The organism is Amycolatopsis mediterranei (genome assembly GCF_026017845.1).
GTDB lineage: Bacteria > Actinomycetota > Actinomycetes > Mycobacteriales > Pseudonocardiaceae > Amycolatopsis > Amycolatopsis mediterranei.
Genome location: NZ_CP100416.1, coordinates 1,700,442 through 1,718,237, shown reverse-complemented (window position 1 = coordinate 1,718,237; position 17,796 = coordinate 1,700,442). Strand labels below are relative to the sequence as shown.

The following is a 17,796-nucleotide window of genomic DNA, read 5'->3' as shown; positions in this document are numbered from 1 at the left end:
GTCGCCCAAACCGTCCTGCGCGTCCACTCCCGCGTCGCCGACCTCTACAACCAGCCCATGAACCAGATCGAACAACAACTCCGCCTCACCGTGGAGGCGCTACGGGAACGGCAAGAACACGAACTGATCAACAACACCGACTTCGGGCTCCTGCACAACACCGACTTCGCCCAACGCATCCCCACCCGCACCGGCCCACCCACCCCCGACGACCTCGACCAGCTGCTCACCCTCGTCTGGAAAGACCCCAGCTTCTTCCTCGCCCACCCCACCACCATCGCCGCCTTCGGCCGCGAATGCACCAAAGCCGGCCTCTACCCCACCAGCGTCGACCTCGCCGGCCACCAAGTCCCCTCCTGGCGCGGCATCCCCCTCCTCCCCTGCAACAAAATCCCTGTCACCGACACCCGCACCAGCTCCATCCTCCTCATGCGCACCGGCGAACAAGCCCAAGGCGTCGTCGGCCTCCACCAAACCGGACTCCCCGACGAATACCAACCCGGACTCAACGTCCGCTTCATGGGCATCAACGACCAAGCCATCATCTCCTACCTCGTCTCCGCCTACTATTCGGCCGCGGTGCTGGTGCCCGACGCCCTCGCCGTCCTCGAAAACGCCGAAATCGGCCGGGAAACCCCGTGACCGTCACCGAAGAAACCACCACGTCGGTGCAGCTGTCGCTGAGCGTCCGCGCCGCCCGGACCCTGACCACCACCACCAAAACCCTGCCGCAAATGCGCGGCATCACCACCCGCTGGCTGCTGTCCCAGCTGCCCTGGGTCGAGGTCCCCGCCGGGTCCTACCGCGTCAACCGGCGCCTCACCTACACCCTCGGCGACGGCAAACTCTCCTTCTACAACACCGGCGCCCGCGTCCAGGTCGTCCCCGCCGAACTCACCGAACTCGCCCTGCTACGCGACTTCGGCGACGAAACCGCCCTCAGGGCACTGGCGGAAGCGTTCGAGCAACGCGAATACGAACCCGGCGACACCCTCTTCACCACCGGCACACCACTCGACACCCTGTTCCTGCTCGCCCACGGCAAAATCACCCGCCACACCACCGGCCCCTACGGCGACGAGCTGCACCTCGGCACCGCCACCGACGGCGACCACTTCGGCGAAGAACTCCTCGGCCCCCACCCCGGCACCTGGACCTTCACCGCCCGCGCCGCCACCCCCGTCATCGCCCTCGTCCTCCCCGCCGCCACCTACGCCCGCCTCAACGGCCGCTCCGAAACCCTGCGCACCCACGTTGCCGACGCGCTGACCCGGCCACGCAAACCCCAAAACACCAAAGGCGAAGCCGCCATCGACCTCGCCGCCGGACACGACGGCGAACCACTCCTGCCCGGCACCTACGTCGACTACGACCCCGCACCCCGGGAATACGACCTCGCCGTCGCCCAAACCGTCCTCCGCGTCCACAACCGCGTCAGCGACCTCTACAACCAGCCCATGAACCAGCTCGAACAACAACTCCGCCTCACCGTCGAAGCGTTACGGGAACGGCAAGAACACGAACTGATCAACAACACCGACTTCGGGCTCCTGCACAACACCGACCTCAAACAACGCATCCCCACCCGCACCGGACCCCCCACCCCCCTCGACCTCGACGACCTGCTCTGCCGACGCCGCAAAACCCGCTTCTTCCTCGCCCACCCCCACGCCATCGCCGCATTCCGCCGCGAATGCACCACCCGCCGCATCTACCCCGACACCACCATCCTCGACGGCAAACGCGTCACCGCCTGGCGCGGCGTCCCGATCCTGCCCTCCGACAAAATCCCCATCACCGCGGCAGGCACCACCACGATCCTGGCCATGCGCACCGGCGAAAACGACGCCGGCGTCATCGCCCTCCGCCCCAAAACCCTCCCCGACGAATACCAACCCGGACTCAACGTCCGAAACATGAACACCAACGACCACGCCATCACCTCCTACCTCATCAGCGCCTACCATTCCGCCGCCGTCCTCGTCCCCGACGCCCTCGGCGCCCTCGACGACGTCCAGGTCGGCCGCTGATGACCACCATGAACACGCGCACCGCCGCGCGTCCGCTCGCCGACGTCCTCGCGTGGAGCAAGGGGCTCGTCGACCCGGCGCTGCGGACGGCCGCCGAGCGGCTGCCGGAGACGATGCGGCGGATCGCCGCCTACCACTTCGGGTGGCAGGACGCCGACGGCCGGCCGGCCGCCACCGACGGTGGCAAGGCGCTGCGGCCGGCGTTGGTGCTGCTGTGCGCGGAAGCCGCCGGCGGGGAGGCGGCCGACGCCGTGCCCGCGGCCGTCGCGGTCGAGCTGGTGCACAACTTCTCGCTGCTGCACGACGACGTCATGGACGGCGACACCACCCGGCGGCACCGCGCGACGGCGTGGACGGTGTTCGGCACCGGACCGGCCGTGCTGGCCGGGGACGCGTTGCTGAGCCTGGCGTTCGAGGTGCTGGCACCGAGCGGGGCGGCGAACGCGAAGGTGCTTTCGGCGGCGACGCTGGCCCTGCTCGAAGGGCAGGCCGCGGACCTGGACTTCGAGCAGCGCGACGACGTCACCCCCGGCGAATGCATCCGGATGGCGGAGGGCAAGACGGCGGCCCTGCTGGGCGCGGCCTGCACGCTCGGGGCGACGTCCGGGCCGGCCGGCGCGGATCGCTTCGGCGCGTTCGGCCGGGCGGTGGGCCTGGCGTTCCAGCACGTCGACGACCTGCTCGGCATCTGGGGCGACCCGGCCGTCACCGGCAAACCGGTGTATTCGGACCTGCAGAACCGCAAGAAGTCACTGCCGGTGGTGACGGCCCTGAGTTCGGGCACGCCCGCCGGCGCGGACCTCGCCACGCTCTACGCCCGGCGCGAGCCCCTGGACGAGACCGCGCTGGCCCGCGCGGCTTCCCTCGTCGAGGCCGCGGGCGGCCGCCAGTGGAGCCAGGCCCAGGCGGAGGCGTTGCTCGCCAAGGCCTTGCGCGACCTCACCGCGGCCGCCCCGCCCTCCCGCGCCACCGCCGAACTCACCTCCCTGGCCCGCCTGATCACCACCCGCACCCACTGAACCCCGTACCGGAACGGATGACTCGCGTACCTCGACGGACGACACGCGTACCTGGATGGACGACACGGCGAGCACGTGCCCGGCCCGGCGTGTCGTCCGTCTGCGTAGGCGTGTCGTCCGGCTGGGTACGCGTGTCGTCCGGCTGGGTACGCGTGTCGTCCGTTACTTGCCGGGGCGGGTGAGGCCGGCTTTGTCCGCGCCGAGGCTGAGGATGTTCTTGTCCGTGTCCTGGAGGGCCTTGGTGACCTGGGGAGATGGTGGGGATGTCGACAAGTCGATCAGGCGGATCGGGGCGTCCAGCTTGATCAGGGTCGGGATGTACTCGGCCTTGTCGACCTTCCAGCGGTCGCCGTCGCGGACGAAGCGGAAGCGGGCCGCCGTGCCTTCTTCCGTGTCGCCCTTGGGTTCGGAGTGGCGGGCGATGCTGTTGCCGAGCCCGTAGGCCACCCACTTGCCGCCGATCTTCTCGAACGGCTGGACCACGTGGGCGTGGTGGCCGACGATCAGGTCGACGTCGTCCGACGCCAGGATCTTCTTGGCCTGCGACCGCTGTTCGGCCGTCGGCTCGTGCTGGTACTCGACGCCCCAGTGCAGGCTCGCGATCACGACCTGCGCCCCGGCCTCGCGAGCCTTGCGAGCCGCCGCCAGCACGTCGTCGACGTCGATCTGGTTGGCCAGCCACGGTTTCCCGGCGGGCACCTTGATGCCGTTGAAGCCGAACGCGTACGACACCTGGGCGACCTTGACGCCGTGGACGTCGAGGATCAGCGGCTTCGCGGCCTCGGCCGCCGACCGCGCCGAGCCGGTGTGCTTGACGCCGGCCGCGTCGAGCTTGTCCAGGGTGCGGGTGACCCCGTCGGCGCCCTGGTCGATCGTGTGGTTGGACGACGTCGAGCAGGTGTCGTAGCCGGTGTCCTTGATCGCGTCGGCGATCTCCGGCGGGGCACTGAACGACGGGTAGCCGCTGTACGGCCCGCCTTCCGGCGCCAGCGGCGTCTCGAGGTGGCAGATCCCGAGGTCGGCGCCGGAGATCAGCGGCTTGATCCCGGCCAGCAGCGGCCGGTAGTCGATCTTCCCGCCGCCGTCGGCCTCGGCCTGCTCGGTCAGCGCCGGGTGGATCAGGACGTCCCCGGTGGCGACGACGCTGAACGCCCCCTCGGGGGCGGCTCCCGCGGAAGCGGAAGAGGAAGAGGCGGACGCCTCGGGAAAGGGCGTCGGTGCCGGCCCCGCCTGCTGCGGCGGGCTGCTGCAGGCCGCGGCCAGGAGAGCGACCCCGGCGAGCGCGGCGACGCGGTGCTTCGTCATCGGTCCCCCTAACGTGGTCCGGCCATCCTGCCAGCCGGGCGAATCCGGCAGAGACGGCATCCCGGTCGCCTGAAACTTCCACCACAGTCGACAACACCGATCAGAACATCGCCACGAGACAAAACCGGACAACGCCCAGCCCAGTGCGGGAAAAATACGATAAATGACCCCGGCAAGCGTGATCATGAAACTACGGAGAGTAGGTCTCACTCCGCTAACTCCGCCTTGACGCTCCTCGAAAGGGTGTTTTGTAATACGAGTCACTTCGCGAACCCGACCCGACCCACCCGACCTCGGCCCCCATGGGAGCACTCGATGTCCACATACCCGCACAGGTTTCGCACCTGGAGCGTTGTTGGTTGTTGTTTGATTTCCGGCGCTCTGCTGGCTTCCTGCTCTTCGGGCAAAGACACCGCGGCGCCGCAGCAGCAGGCGCCCACCAACGGCAAGGTCACCCTGTACTACCTGCAGAAACAGGGCGACCAGCAGTACTTCGTCGAGCAGGCGCAGGGCGCGCAGGAGAAGGCGAAGGAGCTCGGCGTCGAGCTCAAGGTCGTCAACCTCGGCCAGGACGCCAACAAGGCGATCACCGAACTGGACGCCGCGGTCGCGCAGGGCGCCAACGGCGTCGCGATCGTCGTCCCGGACCAGGCGATCGGCCCGCAGGTGATCGACAAGGCCAAGAGCGCAGGCATCCCGCTCATCGCCTCCGACGACGTCATCAAGGACGGCACCGGCGCGAAGGCCCCGTTCGTCGGCTTCAACGGCAGCCAGATGGGCGACTCGGTCGGCACCGAGGCCGGGAAGCTGTTCAAGGCCGCGGGCTGGGCCGCCGCCGACACCAAGATCATCAGCGCGTACAAGCAGGACCTGACCGTCTGCACCGACCGCGTCAACGCCGCGAAGTCGGCGTTCGCCAAATCCGCGGGCGCCGACGTCCAGGTCATCGACGTCGGCACCGACAACTCCCCCGTCGACGCGCAGAACCGCTCCGGCGCGGTGATCGGCTCCAACCCGGGCGTCAAGCACTGGGTCGTGTGGGGCTGCAACGACGAGAACGAGACCGGCGTGGTGACCGCGCTGGCCAACTCCGGCGTCCAGGCGAGCAACATCATCGGCGTCGGGCTGGGCGCCTACCTCACCTGCAAGGACTGGGCCGCGGGCAAGGACACCGGCAACAAGTCCGCGCTCTACATCTCCGGCGCCGAGGTCGGCCGCTCGGCCATCCAGGTGCTGGTCGACAAGGTGAAGAACGGCAAGGCACTGCCCGCCGAGACGATCGCCAAGACCACGATCGTCAACAAGGACAACTACAAGCAGGCCGGCGTCAACTGCACCTGACCGCTGTCCGCGGGCGGTGCCGGCCGCACCGCCCGCGGGCCTCCTCCGCCGAAGGGCCCGCACATGTCCGCCTCTCCTCCCGCACTCGCCGTCGAGGGCATCGGCAAGCGCTTCTCCGGTGTCACCGCCCTCGACGACGTCTCGCTGGAGTTCCGCTCCGGCGAAGTCCTGGCCCTGATGGGCGAGAACGGCGCCGGCAAGTCGACGCTCCTGCGCGTGCTGTCCGGTGACCAGGGCCCGGACGAGGGCCGGCTGCTCCTGGAGGGCACTGAGGTCACGTTCGACACCCCGCGCGCGGCGATGGCCGCCGGGGTGCGCGTGATCTACCAGGAACCCGAGATCATCCCGCACGTTTCCGTGGCGGAGAACGTCTTCGTCGGCGAACTGCCCGCGAAGGCCCGGGTGTTCAACCGCCGCACGCTCACCAAGGCCACCCAGGACGCGCTCGCCGAGTACGGCTTCGAAGGCGTGCTCGACCCGGCGACGCTCGGTGTCACGCTGTCGGCCGCGCAGCGGCAGATCGTCGAGATCCTCCGGGTCCTCACCGCGGCCACCCCGCCGAAGGTGATCGCGTTCGACGAGCCGACGTCGTCGCTGTCCGAACACGAAGTCGAGGCGCTGTTCCGGCTGATCGGGCGGCTGCGCGACAGCGGTGTCGCGGTCGTCTACGTCTCGCACCGGATGAAGGAGATCTTCCAGCTCGCCGACCGCGTCGCCGTGCTGCGCGACGGGAAGCTCGTCGGCGTCCAGCAGGCCGCGGAGACCGACGAGGCCGGCCTGGTCCGGATGATGATCGGCCGCGACCTGTCGGCGCTGGAGCGCCGCGTCACGCAGGACACCGGCGAGGTGGTGCTCAAGCTGGACGACGTCACGACCGACGACGTCACCGGCATCTCGCTGCAGGTCCGCGCGGGCGAGGTCGTCTGCCTGGCCGGGCTGGTCGGCGCGGGACGCTCCGAGCTGGCCCGCGCGATCGTCGGCGACCTGCCGATCCGGTCCGGGACCGTGGAGCTCGCCGGCAAACGGCTGCGCGCGCACAACCCGGGTGACGCCGTCAAAGCGGGCATCGGCTTCGCGCCCGAAGAGCGCAAGACGGATGCGTTGCTCATGCAGCGGTCCGTACGCGACAACGTCTCCATCGCCGTCCTGGACCGGCTTCGCCGCTTCCGGGTCGTGAAGCGGGCGAAGGAACGCGCGCTCGTCGAGGAGTACGTACGCGAGCTTCGCGTGCGGACGCCGTCGATGGAGCAGGAAGTCCGCAAGCTTTCCGGCGGCAACCAGCAGAAGGCCGTCCTCGCGCGGTGGCTCGCGCGGCGGCCGAAGCTGCTGATCCTCGACGAGCCGACGCGCGGGGTCGACGTCGGCGCGAAGGCCGAGATCTACCGGATCATCGACGGCCTCGCCGCCGAAGGCATCGCGTTGCTGGTCATCTCCTCCGACCTGCCCGAGGTGCTGACGCTGGCCGACCGCATCCTCGTGATGCGGGCCGGGCGCCTGGCCGGTGAAATCGGCCGCGAAGACGCGACCGAGGAAGCCGTGCTGACCCTCGCCATCCCCGAAACCGAACCAGCCGTGGACGACGCCCAGGAGATCGGCGCATGAGCACCCCCACCAAGGAAACTTCGGCCCCCGCCGCGCCGCCCCAGCCGAGCGCCGCGCGCCGCGTGCTGACCGGCATCGGCGTGCAGAACTCGAGCCTGATCATCACGCTGATCGCGCTGGTGATCCTGCTGAGCGTGCTGAACGAGAACTTCTTCCGCACCAACAACCTGCTGCTGATCGGCAGCGCGATCACCATCATGGGCCTGCTCGCGCTGGTCCAGACGCTGGTGATCATCCTGGGCGCGCTGGACATCTCGGTCGGCTCGATGGCCGGGCTGGCCTCGGTCATCTCGGCGATGGTGTTCACCTCCACCGGCAACGCCGAGGTCGGCATCCTCGCCGCGGTCGGCGTCGGCATCCTCTGCGGCCTGGTCAACGGCATGATCATCATCTTCGGGCGGGTCAACCCGGTGGTCGCGACGCTGGCCATGCTCGCCACCTACAAGGGCATCGCGCAGGTGATCTCGAACGGCAAGGCGCAGGGCTACACCGGCGGCGACGACCTGTTGATCTTCCTGGCCAAGGGAACCGTGCTCGGGCTGCCGTCGCTGGTGTGGGTGTTCCTGATCGTCGCGGCGCTGCTGCACTTCCTGCTCAAGTACACCGACATCGGCCGCAACGTCTACGCCATCGGCGGCAACGACACCGCCGCGCGGCTGGCCGGCATCAACATCAACCGGTACATCATCGGCGTGTACGCGCTGGTCGGCGTGGTGGCGGCGATCGCGGGCGTGCTGATCACCGCCCGCACCGGCTCCGGCCAGCCGACGTCCGGGTCCGAGGGCCTGGAGCTGCAGGCCGTCACCGGCGCCGCGCTCGGCGGCACGATGCTCAAGGGCGGCCGCGGGTCGATCATCTCGACCGTGCTCGCGGTGGTCATCCTGGGCGTGCTCGACAACGGCATGTCCGGGCTGGGCATCAACCCGTTCTGGCAGAACGTCGCCCACGGCGCCCTGCTGGTGATCGCGGTCGTGCTGCAGCAGCTGCGCAGCGGGGAGCGGCGCGTCGGCCTGCCCGAGTAGCGGTGGGCGCCCCGCGGAACCTCCACGCCCGCATCGTCGGCGAACTGGGCCGGCTCATCGTCGAAGGTGTCCTCGGGGACGGGCAGCCGCTCGTCCCCGAGGACCTCGGCCGCCGGTTCTCGGCGTCCCGGACGGTGGTGCGCGAGGCGTTGCGCGTGCTCGAGTCCAAGGGCATGGTCACCGCGCGCCCGCGGGTCGGGACCTGGACGCTGCCGCCTGAAGCGTGGGACGCGATCGACCCGGACGTCATCGCCTGGCGCGTCGGCGGTCCCGGTGGCCGCGAGCACCTGCGCGAGCTGCTGGAGCTGCGGCTGGCCATCGAACCGCAGGCGGCGCGGATCGCGGCGCAGCACCGGCGGCCCGACGAGCTTTCGGCGATGGCGACGGCCTACGCGCAGATGGCGGACGCGGTCGAGCGCGGCGACGGCGACGGGTTCCGGGACGCCGATTCGCGGTTCCACGCGGCGCTGATCCGGGCGTCGGGGAACACGCTGATCGCGCAGCTGCAGGTGCCCGTGGTCGCCGCGCTCAAGGCGAACGGCGAGCCGATGGAGCTGGTGGCGCATTCCCGGGTGCTGACGCTGGTGCTGGCGAAGAACGCCGACGGCGCCGAGTCGGCGGCCCGCCGATTGCTGGAAACCGTTGCGGCGTACCGCTCATCGGCACCTTGACACGTCCACCGGGACGCGCTTCACTCGCTGCGGATGACCGCCGCCATGAGTGCTGAGGAGAATGCTTTCATGCGTTTCCCGGGAATTCGCGGTTTCGGCGTGCTCGCGGCCGTGGTGGTGACCGGCGGGTTGTTGTCCTCGCCGGCGGTGGCTTCGGCGGCTTCCTGCACGGTTTCCGACGAGATGGTGGCCGCGGGCAACTACTGGGTCGCCAACGGGACGAACCTCGACGCGCCGGACTGGCAGAACGCCACGTTCCACGTCGGCAACCTGGCCCTGGTCCGGACCACCGGCCAGTCCAACCACAAGACCTATCCCTGGGCGCAAGCCAACAAATACCTGCTCCCGGACGACCCGGAGCGGCCGTTCTTCCCGGACAACCAGGCCGCCGGCGAGGCGTACCTGGACCTCTACACCTATTTCCACCCGGAGATCCCGCTCGACTCGATCCGCACGCGGATCAAGGCCGAGGTGGCCTCGGTGCAGGCGGGCCACCGCGATTACTGGAACTACGTCGACGCGCTGAACATGGCGATGCCGTCGTTCGCGCGGATGAGCCTGATCGACCACGATCCGTCCTATTTGGACGCCATGAACAGCTTGTTCTCGTACACCGAGCACAAGCTGTTCAACGAGTTCACCGGGTTGTGGTACCGCGACGCGCGGTTCAAGGGCTCGGGCGTGTTCTGGTCGCGTGGCAACGGCTGGGCGCTGGCGGCGTTGACGAAGGTGCTGCAGGTGCTGCCGGCCGACGACCCGCGGCGGCCGGAGTACCTGCGCGTGTTCAAGAAGATGGCCTCGACGCTGGCGCTGACCCAACGCCGTGACGGCTTCTGGAACTCCGACCTGCTCAACCCGTGGGACCACGGCGGCCCGGAGTCCAGCGGCACGGCGTTCTTCACGTTCGGCCTCGGCTGGGGCATCACCGCGGGCATCCTCGACGCGGCCCGCTTCCGCCCGGTCGTCGACAAGGCCTGGACGGCGCTGTCGACGAAGGCGCTGCAGCCGAGCGGCCTGGTGGGGTACGTCCAGCCGGCAGGCGATCGCCCGGCGACGGCGACGGTCGCCGACACCGCGGCGTACGGCGTGGGCGCGTTCCTGCTGGCGGGCCAGCAAGTCGCGAAGCTGCAGGGCTGCTCGGCCGCCTAGGGCCAAACGCCACAATGATGTGGCACTTCAGCGTAGGCAGTCGCGGGGGTCGCCGCGGGTCAGGGCCGGGTCCGACTGGGGGAACGTTCGCGCGATGCCGGGTCCCGACGACCGGTGCTCGAAGCGGACCGTCACCCGGCCGTGGCCCGCGCCCTGGACCCAGCCCGTGCCGAACTCCTCGTGGACCACGTCGTCGCCCTGGCGCCACTCCGACGGCGGTGCGGCGGCCGGCGCCGGGACGGTGGACACCACCGTCGACGGCGCCGAGGGCGCGGCCAGGGTGAACAACGCGTCCTGGTGGGGCACCGACAGTCCGCTGTAGGCGACGCCCGCCAGCCGGATGCCGCCGAACTCCGCCGGGTCGATCAGGAGCCGCTCCGCCGTCGCCGCCAGCTCGGCCAGGTCGTCCGTGGGCGCGGAGATCGTCTCCGACCGGGTGACCGTGTGCATGTCCGTGTGCCGCAGCTTGATCACCACCGTCCGCGCCACGCGCCCGGCCTTCAGCAGCCGCTGGTGCGCGCCCACCGCGATCCGGCGGACCTCCGCTTTCAACATCGGCAAGTCCTTGATGTCGGTGTCGAACGTCGTCTCGGCGCTGACCTGCTTGGTCTCGGCGCGGCCGGCCACCGGGCGGTCGTCGGCGCCGGTCGCGAGCCGCCGCAGGTCGCGGCCGACGACACCGCCGAGCGTGGCCACGGCGTCCTGTTCGGACAGTGCCGCCAGCTGCCCGAGCGTCTGGACGCCGATGAACCGCAGCTTGCCCTCGGCGACCGGGCCGATGCCCCACAGCGCACGCACCGGCAGCGGGGCGAGGAATGCCCGTTCGGTGCCCTGCGGCACCACCAGCAGGCCGTCCGGTTTGGCCTCGTCGGAGGCGATCTTCGCGATCTGCTTGCCGTTGCCCGCGCCGATCGAGGCCACCAGGCCGGTTTCCGCCCGGATCCGGGCCCGCAACGCGGCGCAGAACTCCGTCACCGCGTCGAAGGACGCGCCGATGAGTGACGGCGGTTCGGCGAAGGATTCGTCGAGGGAGATCTTCTCCAGCACCGGCGCCACCTCGGTGACGACGGCGAAGACCTCCTGGCTGAGCCGCTCGTAGACGCGGAACCGCGGCGGCACGATCACGCCGTTCGCGGGCAGCAGCCGCCGCGCCTGGGCCATCGGCATCGCCGACTTGATGCCGAACGCCCGCGATTCGTAGCTGGCGCCGGCGACCACCCCGCGCGGGCCGAGGCCGCCGACGAGCACCGGGCGCCCGGCCAGCGTCGGGCGGGTGAGCTGCTCGGCCGACGCGTAGAAGGCGTCCAGGTCGAGGTGGATCACCCAGCGGCCCACGTCAGTCCCCGCCGGTGGCGTCCAGCAGCTGGTGCAGCGCCTTGGTGTAGCTCTCGAACGCCGCCCGGCCGGCCGCGGTCAGCCGGACCAGGGTGACCGGCGTGCGGTGCTCGTAGGCCTTGGTGATCTCGACGTACTCGGCGTCCTCGAGCTTGCGCAGGTGCGTCGAGAGGTTGCCGGCCGTCATGTCCAGGAGCTGCTGCAGCCGCGGGAAGGTGATCTGGTCGCCGGTGTGCAGGCCGGCCAGCGCGACCGTGACCCGCAGCCGCGCCTGGGCGTGGATGACGGGGTCGAGCTGCGGCAGTTCGCTCATCGGCCGGTCTTCTCGCGGATGAAGTAGACGATCGCGCCCAGCAGGAACCCGCCGCCCCCGCAGACGGTGAGCACGAGGAAGTTCGCCGGGTAACCGACCAGCACGCTCAGCGCGGCCGACACGATCATCCACGCGCCGAGGCCGTACATGAGCTTGTCCTGCCACACCATGCCGCCCGCCAGGTACATCACCCCGGTGAGCAGCAGCCACGTGCCGGTCCACAGCAGCGACACCTGATCCGTGGACAGGGCCTGGAAACTCGTGATCCGGATGTCGACGACCATCAGCCCGATCGAGCCGAACGCCCAGCCGTAGCCGTACATCGCGCCGACCGTCCGGGACGGCCCGCGGATCCCGCGGCCGGAGCGGATGCTGGTGAAGGTCGAGTAGCCGACGGCGCCGAGGAACAGCAGCGGGACGACGACGCCGCCGGCGACCCAAGGGGGCACCGCGACCCCGGGCAGCGTCGTGACGTAGGTGAAGCCCCACCCGACGATCCAGGCGAGGGCCCAGGCGGCAAGCATCCGCGCCGGGCCCCCGCCCAGTTCCCGGCGCGTCCGCCGGTTCTGCTGGGCGATCAGGTTCAGTGACTCCTCGGCCGACATCGGCTCGTCTTCCACCTGGTTCGCCCTCTCCCGTGCAACTCCCTCAACTGCACGGAAGCTACTCTGCCATTCGTTGTCGATCCGACCACAGTCACGGCCCCGCGGCCCGTATCAACGGTCAAGTCCCGCTCGAAGGATGGCCTGCTTTTGGCCGGATCGACAACATGCAATCAGAGCCGGGCCGTGTCCAGCCGGAAGCGGCGCACCACAATCAGGGCGGGCACGATCAGCCAGCCCGCCAGCACGAGCACCGCAACCCACGTCCCGGACGCGTGGATCAACGGGTCGAGGCCGACCCGGCGCAGCCAGTAGGTGGGCATGAAGTGCGCCAGCGTCGACAGCCAGCCCGGCAGGATCTCCAGGGGGATCCACAGGCCGCCGAGCAAGCCGAGCGGCATCATCAGGGCACCGGTGACCGCGCCGACCGTGTCGCCCTTCCCGAACAGGCCGATTGCCAGGCCGAGGACGGCGAACGGAAGGGTGGCGGCCCACAGGAAGACCAGCTGCCTGCCCCACTCGGCCATGGTGAGCGGTTCGCCGCGCAGGAAGCCGACGAAGAAGATGGCCACCAGGACCGGCAGGGCGACGGCCATCGCCGAGGCGACCTTGACCACCAGGTAGCCGGGGCCGCGCATCGGCGTGAGCCGCAGCTGCCGCTGCCAGCCGTCCGTGCGTTCCTGCGCCACCCGGGTGCCGGTGAACAACGCACCCCCGCTCGCGCCGTACGCGGCCATGCCGATCATCGTCTGCGTGCTCGAGTGCAGGCCGCCGGGCAGGATCGAATCGCCCCAGATCGCCCCGAAGAGCAGGTACATCGCCACCGGCATGCCGATGGTGAAGATGGTGAACTGCGGGCTGCGGACGATCCGCTTGATCTCCAGGCTCAGGTACGTCGTGTTCACGCGGCGACCTCCTCGGCGGTCAGCGCCAGGAAGGCTTCTTCAAGGCCCAGCGCGGTGATTTCGATGTCGGACGCGGCCGGGTGCGCCGCGAGCAGGGCGCGGATCGTCGCGTCGGAGTCGGCGCAGGCCAGCTCGGCGCGGCCGGCGCGCAGCTGCACGCTCGTGACGCCCGGCAGGTGCGCCAGTTCGGCCTCGGTGGCGCCCGGGACGGCGGCCTTGAGCACCCGGCCGGACACCGCCGCCCGGACCTCGGCGACCGGGCCGTCGGCGACGACGACGCCGTGGCGCATCAGCACCACGCGGTCGGCGTAGTCCTCGGCCTCGGCGAGGTAGTGCGTCGCGAACAGCACGGTCCGGCCGCCGGCGGCGAACTCGCGGATGACGGCCCAGAACGCCCGCCTGCCGTCGACGTCCATCGCCGCGGTCGGCTCGTCGAGCACGAGCAGCTGCGGGTCGCCGGCCAGCGCGAGGGCGAACCGGACGCGCTGCCGTTCGCCGCCCGACAGCTTGCCGCAGCGGCGTTTGACGAGCTTTTCGAGACCCGCCCGGGCGATCACCTCTTCGGCGGGCAGCGGCTTCTCGTGCGTCGAGACGATCAGGCCGACGATCTCGCCGACCGTGACGTCCGGCAGCAGCGCGCCGTTCTGCATCATCGCGCCGACGAGCCCCCGGTCGACGGCGTCGCGCGGGCTGCCACCGGCGACGGCGACCTCCCCCGCGTCCGGCTTGGTCAGGCCGAGCAGCATGTCGACGGTGGTCGACTTGCCCGCGCCGTTCGGCCCGAGCAGCGCGACGACTTCGCCGCGGGCGACCTCGACGGACACCCCGCCGACCGCCGTGACCTGCCCGAACCGCTTGGTGAGGCCGTGCAGCGCGAACGCCGGTCCCCCAGTCATGGCGTCCTCCTTCCGTGGACTTTGAATCGCAAAGTTGCTGCGCACTTTGTAACACAAAGTCCACGCACTCTCAAAGCCCCCGGCGCCGGAAACAAGAAAACGGGGTGCCGGGCAGCGTGCCCGGCACCCCGTTTCCGAGGGTTTCCGCAGGTCAGCCGGCAAACCGCCCGGCCACCATGCCCTGCGTGGCCGCGACGTCGGCCTTCGCGGCCGTCGGCGCCGGCGGCGTCGGCTGGGGCAGCGGCGCGCACTCGACGTCGGCCGTGCGGCCCGGCTTGCGGGCCGGGAGCGCGCCCGTCGCCAGGTAGTCGGCGATCTTGCTGTCGACGCACGCGTTGCCCCGCGGGGTGATCGCGTGGCTGGTACCGCCCGGCTCCGAGATCAGCGAAGCGCCCGGGAACCGGCTGCGGATCTCGAGGCTGCCTTCGAACGGCGTCGCCGCGTCGAGCGTCTCGTCGATCATCAGCACGCTCTGCACGCCCCGGCCGTCGACCTTGGTCGGCTTCCCGGCCTTCGCCGGCCAGTACAGGCAGGGCGCGTTGAACCACGCGTTCTGCCAGGTGAAGTACGGCGCCTTGGCGAAGGTCTGCCAGTTGTCGCGCCTCCACTGGTTCCAGCTCTGCGGCCACTGGACGTCGGAGCACTGCACGGCGAGGTACACCGCGTAGCCGTTGTCGTCGCCGCGGCCGCCGAAGGCCTCGAAGAGCGTCTTCCAGTTCTGCCAGTCACCCTTGTTGACGAACCGGGACAGCGCGTCGCCCAGCAGCGTCCACCGCAGCTGGTAGTAGCCGGCCTGCTGGATGACGTCGATGATCTCGTCCGGCCCGATCACCCCACCTGCCGGGTTGAAGGACGCCTTCAGCAGCTGCTCGTCGACGACCCGCTGCACCGCGGCCTGGGTCTTGCCGAGGTGGTAGACGTCGTCGTGCTGGGCGAGCCAGCCGAACCAGATCCGGATGTTCTTGTCGAAGGCGACGTCCTGGTCCAGGTTGTCGCCGTACCAGACGCCGCGCGGGTCGACGGTCGAGTCGAGCACCATCCGGCGGACGTTCTGCGGGTACAGCGTGCCGTACACCTGGCCGAGGTAGGTGCCGTAGGAGTAGCCGTAGAAGTTCAGCTGCTTCTGGCCGAGCGCCTTGCGGATGGAGTCCATGTCCTTGACCGTGTCGGTCGTCTTCATGTTCTCCAGCAGCGCGCGCGAGTTGTTCTTCGCGCAGGCTTCGGCGTACCCCTTGGACCGGTCGAGCCAGGTCCGCTCCAGCTGCGGGGTGAACGGCACGTACTGCGGCCGGTTGTAGTCCATGTAGTTCGGGTCGCAGCTCAGCGCGGGCTTGCTGGCGCCGACGCCGCGCGGGTCGAAGCCGATCCAGTCGTAGGCGTCACCGGCGTGGTTGGGCACGCGCGGGCCGCGGGTGGCCAGCAGCAGGCCGGACCCGCCGGGGCCACCGGGGTTCGTCAGCATGACGCCCTGGTACTGCGCGTCGGCCACCTTGTGCTTGACGCGGCTGACGGCGAGCTGGATCTGCTCCCCGGCCGGCTTGCGGTAGTCGAGCGGCACGCTGAGGTACCCGCATTCGGCGCCGGCGGTGACCAGCGTGGGATCGGTGCACGGTCCCCAGGCGATCGTCGCCTGTCCCGCGTTCGCGGCCGGCGCGGCGTTCGCGGCCGGCGCGGCCACGAGCGCGGCCGCCGCCGCGGCGGCCACCACGGCGGCAGTGCCCGTTCCAAGAAAGGCACGTCTCACAGATTTCTCCCTTTTCCCTGCGTATTCGGGCGGGAGAACCCTAATCCCGGCACGGGGCCGGGCGGGACGGCTGACCGCGAATGCCCTACGAAAGGTGGAAATCGGGTGGCGCGGACGTTCCGGGATCCCGTACGGTCGGCTTCATGATCTTCTTCAGCCGGCTCCGCCTCGTCTGAGACGGCGTGACCGCCGGACTCCCCGCCGACCGGGAGGGTCCCTTCACCTGCGCGCCGTCTGTTCTTTCTTCGTCTTGAAGGAGCACCATGCTGCGCAAACACATCGTCATGGTCGGCTGCACCGCGCCGAGCCACGTCTACCCGTCGCTGGGCGTGATCGCCGAGCTGGTCCGCCGGGGGCACCGGGTGTCCTACGTCGTCGGCGCACCACTGGCTTCGCTGGTCGCGTCGACGGGTGCCGAGGTGGTCGAGCACCCGACGACGTTCCCGCTCGGCGAAGCGGCCGCGTGGCCGGACGAGCCTGCCGAAGCCATGCGCGTCTTCCTCGACGAAGCCATCGCCATCCACCCGTTGCTGACCGCCCGGTTCGACGACGACCGGCCGGACCTGGTGCTGTACGACATCGGCGGGCTGGGTGCGCCGCTGCTGGCCGCGCGCTACGGCGTGCCCGCGGTCCAGCTGTCGCCGACGCTGGTGGCGTGGGAGGGCTACGACGAGGACATGGCCGAGGTGATGACACCGATCAAGACGTCACCGTCCGGTGTGGACTACGCGGCCACGTTGTCGCGGTGGCTTGCGGACCACGGCGTTTCGGCCGATCCCTGGGAGTGGCTCGGGCACCCGGCGCGGGTCCTCTCCCTGATCCCGCGCGCGATGCAGCCGAACGCGGACCGGGTGGGCCCGCACGTGCGGTTCGTCGGGCCGTGCCTGGACCCGGCGCGGCCGGCCGATCGGTCGTGGACGCCACCGTCGTCGGGGCGTCCGGTGCTGCTGGTGTCGTTCGGGACGGCGTTCACCGACCAGCTTCCGGTGTACCGGGCGTGCGTTTCGGCGTTCGCCGCGGATTGGCACGTGGTGATCTCGCTGGGCAAGCACGTCCCGCCCGCTTCACTCGGGCCGCTGCCGTCCTCGGTGGAGGTGCACGAAAGCGTCCCGCAACTGGCGGTGCTGGAGGCGGCTTCGGCGTTCATCACGCACGCGGGGATGGGCGGGGCGACGGAAGCGCTGTGGTTCGGCGTCCCGACGGTGGCGATTCCCCAGGCGGCGGACCAGTTCGGCAACGCGGCCCAGCTGGCGGCGCTGGGGGTCGGTCGTCACCTGCCGGCCGATTCGGTGACGGCTGAGTCGTTGCGAGCGGCCGTGGACGAAGTGTCCACGTCGGCTTCGGTCGCTTCGCGGCTGGCGGAACTGAAGGCGGAGATCCGTGGTCACGGCGGGGTTTCGTACGCCGCGGATGCCGTGGAGTCCGTTGTGGAGTGACGCGTGTGGAGTGACGCGCCCGGCTGCGCGGTGGCTAGGCGTGCCGCCGGACGAAGGCGTCGATCAGCTCCCGGCGTTCGGCCGACGTCGCCCGCTCCAGCTCGACCGAGTCGCCGTCGATCGTCACCTTGATCTTGTGGCTGCCCGCCTGGCGGCCCAGCCACTCGCGCAGCGTCTCGACGAGCCCGGGGAACACGCCGCCGGCCGCGCTGAACGCCACCATCAGCGAGCCGATCGTCACCGGGTCGGCGGCCTTCGCGCCCGGCGGGAGCTCGCCCGGGACGGGCAGCAGGTCGACGTCCAGTTCGCCCAGCTCGGCGCGCAGGCGGCGGGCCAGCAGGTCGAACTCCTCGGCGTCCGCCTCGCCGTCCGCCTCGAGCCGGACCAGGGCCCGCGTGTCCGATTCGGTCATGCGGGCCATGGTCC

The 17,796-nt window shown here is 70.3% G+C and carries 17 protein-coding genes and 1 pseudogene; 10 read left to right on the top strand and 8 right to left on the bottom strand.

Annotation, left to right across the window (positions count from 1 at the left end; genetic code table 11):
- The 3 genes from ISP_RS08215 to ISP_RS08205 form a co-directional block, all read left to right on the top strand.
- Nucleotides 1-642, top strand: a 642-nt coding sequence (locus ISP_RS08215) for a family 2B encapsulin nanocompartment shell protein (RefSeq protein ID WP_414731841.1), incomplete at its 5' end; no start/stop codon positions are given.
- Entirely contained in the window at nucleotides 639-2,030 is a 1,392-nt protein-coding gene (locus tag ISP_RS08210; RefSeq protein ID WP_013223418.1) for a family 2B encapsulin nanocompartment shell protein, read from the top strand. The genes ISP_RS08215 and ISP_RS08210, both read left to right, overlap by 4 nt.
- A complete protein-coding gene (locus ISP_RS08205; RefSeq protein ID WP_013223417.1) occupies nucleotides 2,030-3,049 on the top strand; it encodes a family 2 encapsulin nanocompartment cargo protein polyprenyl transferase in 1,020 nt (339 codons plus the stop codon). Before ISP_RS08210 ends, ISP_RS08205 begins: the two co-directional genes overlap by 1 nt.
- Before the next feature lie 162 nt (nucleotides 3,050-3,211).
- Here ISP_RS08205 and ISP_RS08200 read toward each other — a convergent pair whose 3' ends face one another.
- Nucleotides 3,212-4,354 (bottom strand): CapA family protein, encoded by a 1,143-nt coding sequence (locus tag ISP_RS08200; protein ID WP_013223416.1) that lies wholly within the window; start codon nucleotides 4,352-4,354, stop codon nucleotides 3,212-3,214.
- 366 nt (nucleotides 4,355-4,720) lie between these two features.
- Between ISP_RS08200 and ISP_RS08195 the strand changes: the two genes are divergently transcribed.
- From ISP_RS08195 to ISP_RS08175, 6 genes and pseudogenes are all read left to right on the top strand, one after another.
- A complete protein-coding gene (locus ISP_RS08195; RefSeq protein WP_013223415.1) occupies nucleotides 4,721-5,695 on the top strand; it encodes a substrate-binding domain-containing protein in 975 nt (324 codons plus the stop codon).
- Between the two features lie 108 nt (nucleotides 5,696-5,803).
- Nucleotides 5,804-6,274: pseudogene (locus ISP_RS48255) on the top strand (ATP-binding cassette domain-containing protein); the annotation flags it as partial.
- Nucleotides 6,275-6,376: 102 nt separating this feature from the next.
- Nucleotides 6,377-7,297 (top strand): sugar ABC transporter ATP-binding protein, encoded by a 921-nt coding sequence (locus ISP_RS48250; RefSeq protein ID WP_414731843.1) that lies wholly within the window; start codon nucleotides 6,377-6,379, stop codon nucleotides 7,295-7,297.
- Entirely contained in the window at nucleotides 7,294-8,319 is a 1,026-nt protein-coding gene (locus tag ISP_RS08185) for an ABC transporter permease (RefSeq protein WP_013223413.1), read from the top strand. The genes ISP_RS48250 and ISP_RS08185 overlap by 4 nt, the downstream gene beginning before the upstream one ends.
- 2 nt (nucleotides 8,320-8,321) lie before the next feature.
- Nucleotides 8,322-8,990, top strand: a complete 669-nt coding sequence (locus tag ISP_RS08180; protein ID WP_013223412.1) for a FadR/GntR family transcriptional regulator — start codon at nucleotides 8,322-8,324, stop codon at nucleotides 8,988-8,990.
- 69 nt (nucleotides 8,991-9,059) lie between these two features.
- Nucleotides 9,060-10,139: a glycoside hydrolase family 88 protein gene (locus ISP_RS08175; protein WP_013223411.1), complete on the top strand. Its 1,080-nt coding sequence runs from the start codon at nucleotides 9,060-9,062 to the stop codon at nucleotides 10,137-10,139.
- Between the two features lie 27 nt (nucleotides 10,140-10,166).
- Here ISP_RS08175 and ISP_RS08170 read toward each other — a convergent pair whose 3' ends face one another.
- The 6 genes from ISP_RS08170 to ISP_RS08145 all read right to left on the bottom strand — a co-directional run bounded on the left by ISP_RS08170 (nucleotide 10,167) and on the right by ISP_RS08145 (nucleotide 15,898).
- Entirely contained in the window at nucleotides 10,167-11,474 is a 1,308-nt protein-coding gene (locus tag ISP_RS08170; protein WP_013223410.1) for a DNA polymerase IV, read from the bottom strand.
- 1 nt (nucleotide 11,475) lies between these two features.
- Nucleotides 11,476-11,787 (bottom strand): winged helix-turn-helix domain-containing protein, encoded by a 312-nt coding sequence (locus ISP_RS08165; protein WP_013223409.1) that lies wholly within the window; start codon nucleotides 11,785-11,787, stop codon nucleotides 11,476-11,478.
- Nucleotides 11,784-12,407, bottom strand: coding sequence for a hypothetical protein (locus tag ISP_RS08160; RefSeq protein ID WP_013223408.1), 624 nt, complete (start codon nucleotides 12,405-12,407; stop codon nucleotides 11,784-11,786). Before ISP_RS08160 ends, ISP_RS08165 begins: the two co-directional genes overlap by 4 nt.
- A gap of 155 nt (nucleotides 12,408-12,562) precedes the next feature.
- Nucleotides 12,563-13,294 (bottom strand): ABC transporter permease, encoded by a 732-nt coding sequence (locus ISP_RS08155; RefSeq protein WP_013223407.1) that lies wholly within the window; start codon nucleotides 13,292-13,294, stop codon nucleotides 12,563-12,565.
- On the bottom strand, nucleotides 13,291-14,190 hold the full coding sequence (locus ISP_RS08150) for an ABC transporter ATP-binding protein (RefSeq protein ID WP_013223406.1): 900 nt from the start codon (nucleotides 14,188-14,190) through the stop codon (nucleotides 13,291-13,293). Before ISP_RS08150 ends, ISP_RS08155 begins: the two co-directional genes overlap by 4 nt.
- A 151-nt stretch (nucleotides 14,191-14,341) precedes the next feature.
- Entirely contained in the window at nucleotides 14,342-15,898 is a 1,557-nt protein-coding gene (locus tag ISP_RS08145; protein ID WP_013223405.1) for an alpha/beta hydrolase, read from the bottom strand.
- A 299-nt stretch (nucleotides 15,899-16,197) separates the two neighbouring features.
- Here ISP_RS08145 and ISP_RS08140 point away from each other — a divergent pair, with 299 nt between their 5' ends.
- Complete coding sequence (locus tag ISP_RS08140; RefSeq protein WP_013223404.1) at nucleotides 16,198-17,370, top strand: macrolide family glycosyltransferase; 1,173 nt, start codon at nucleotides 16,198-16,200, stop codon at nucleotides 17,368-17,370.
- A gap of 34 nt (nucleotides 17,371-17,404) precedes the next feature.
- Here ISP_RS08140 and ISP_RS08135 read toward each other — a convergent pair whose 3' ends face one another.
- Complete coding sequence (locus ISP_RS08135) at nucleotides 17,405-17,782, bottom strand: effector-associated constant component EACC1 (RefSeq protein WP_013223403.1); 378 nt, start codon at nucleotides 17,780-17,782, stop codon at nucleotides 17,405-17,407.
- Between the last annotated feature and the right edge of the window lie 14 nt (nucleotides 17,783-17,796).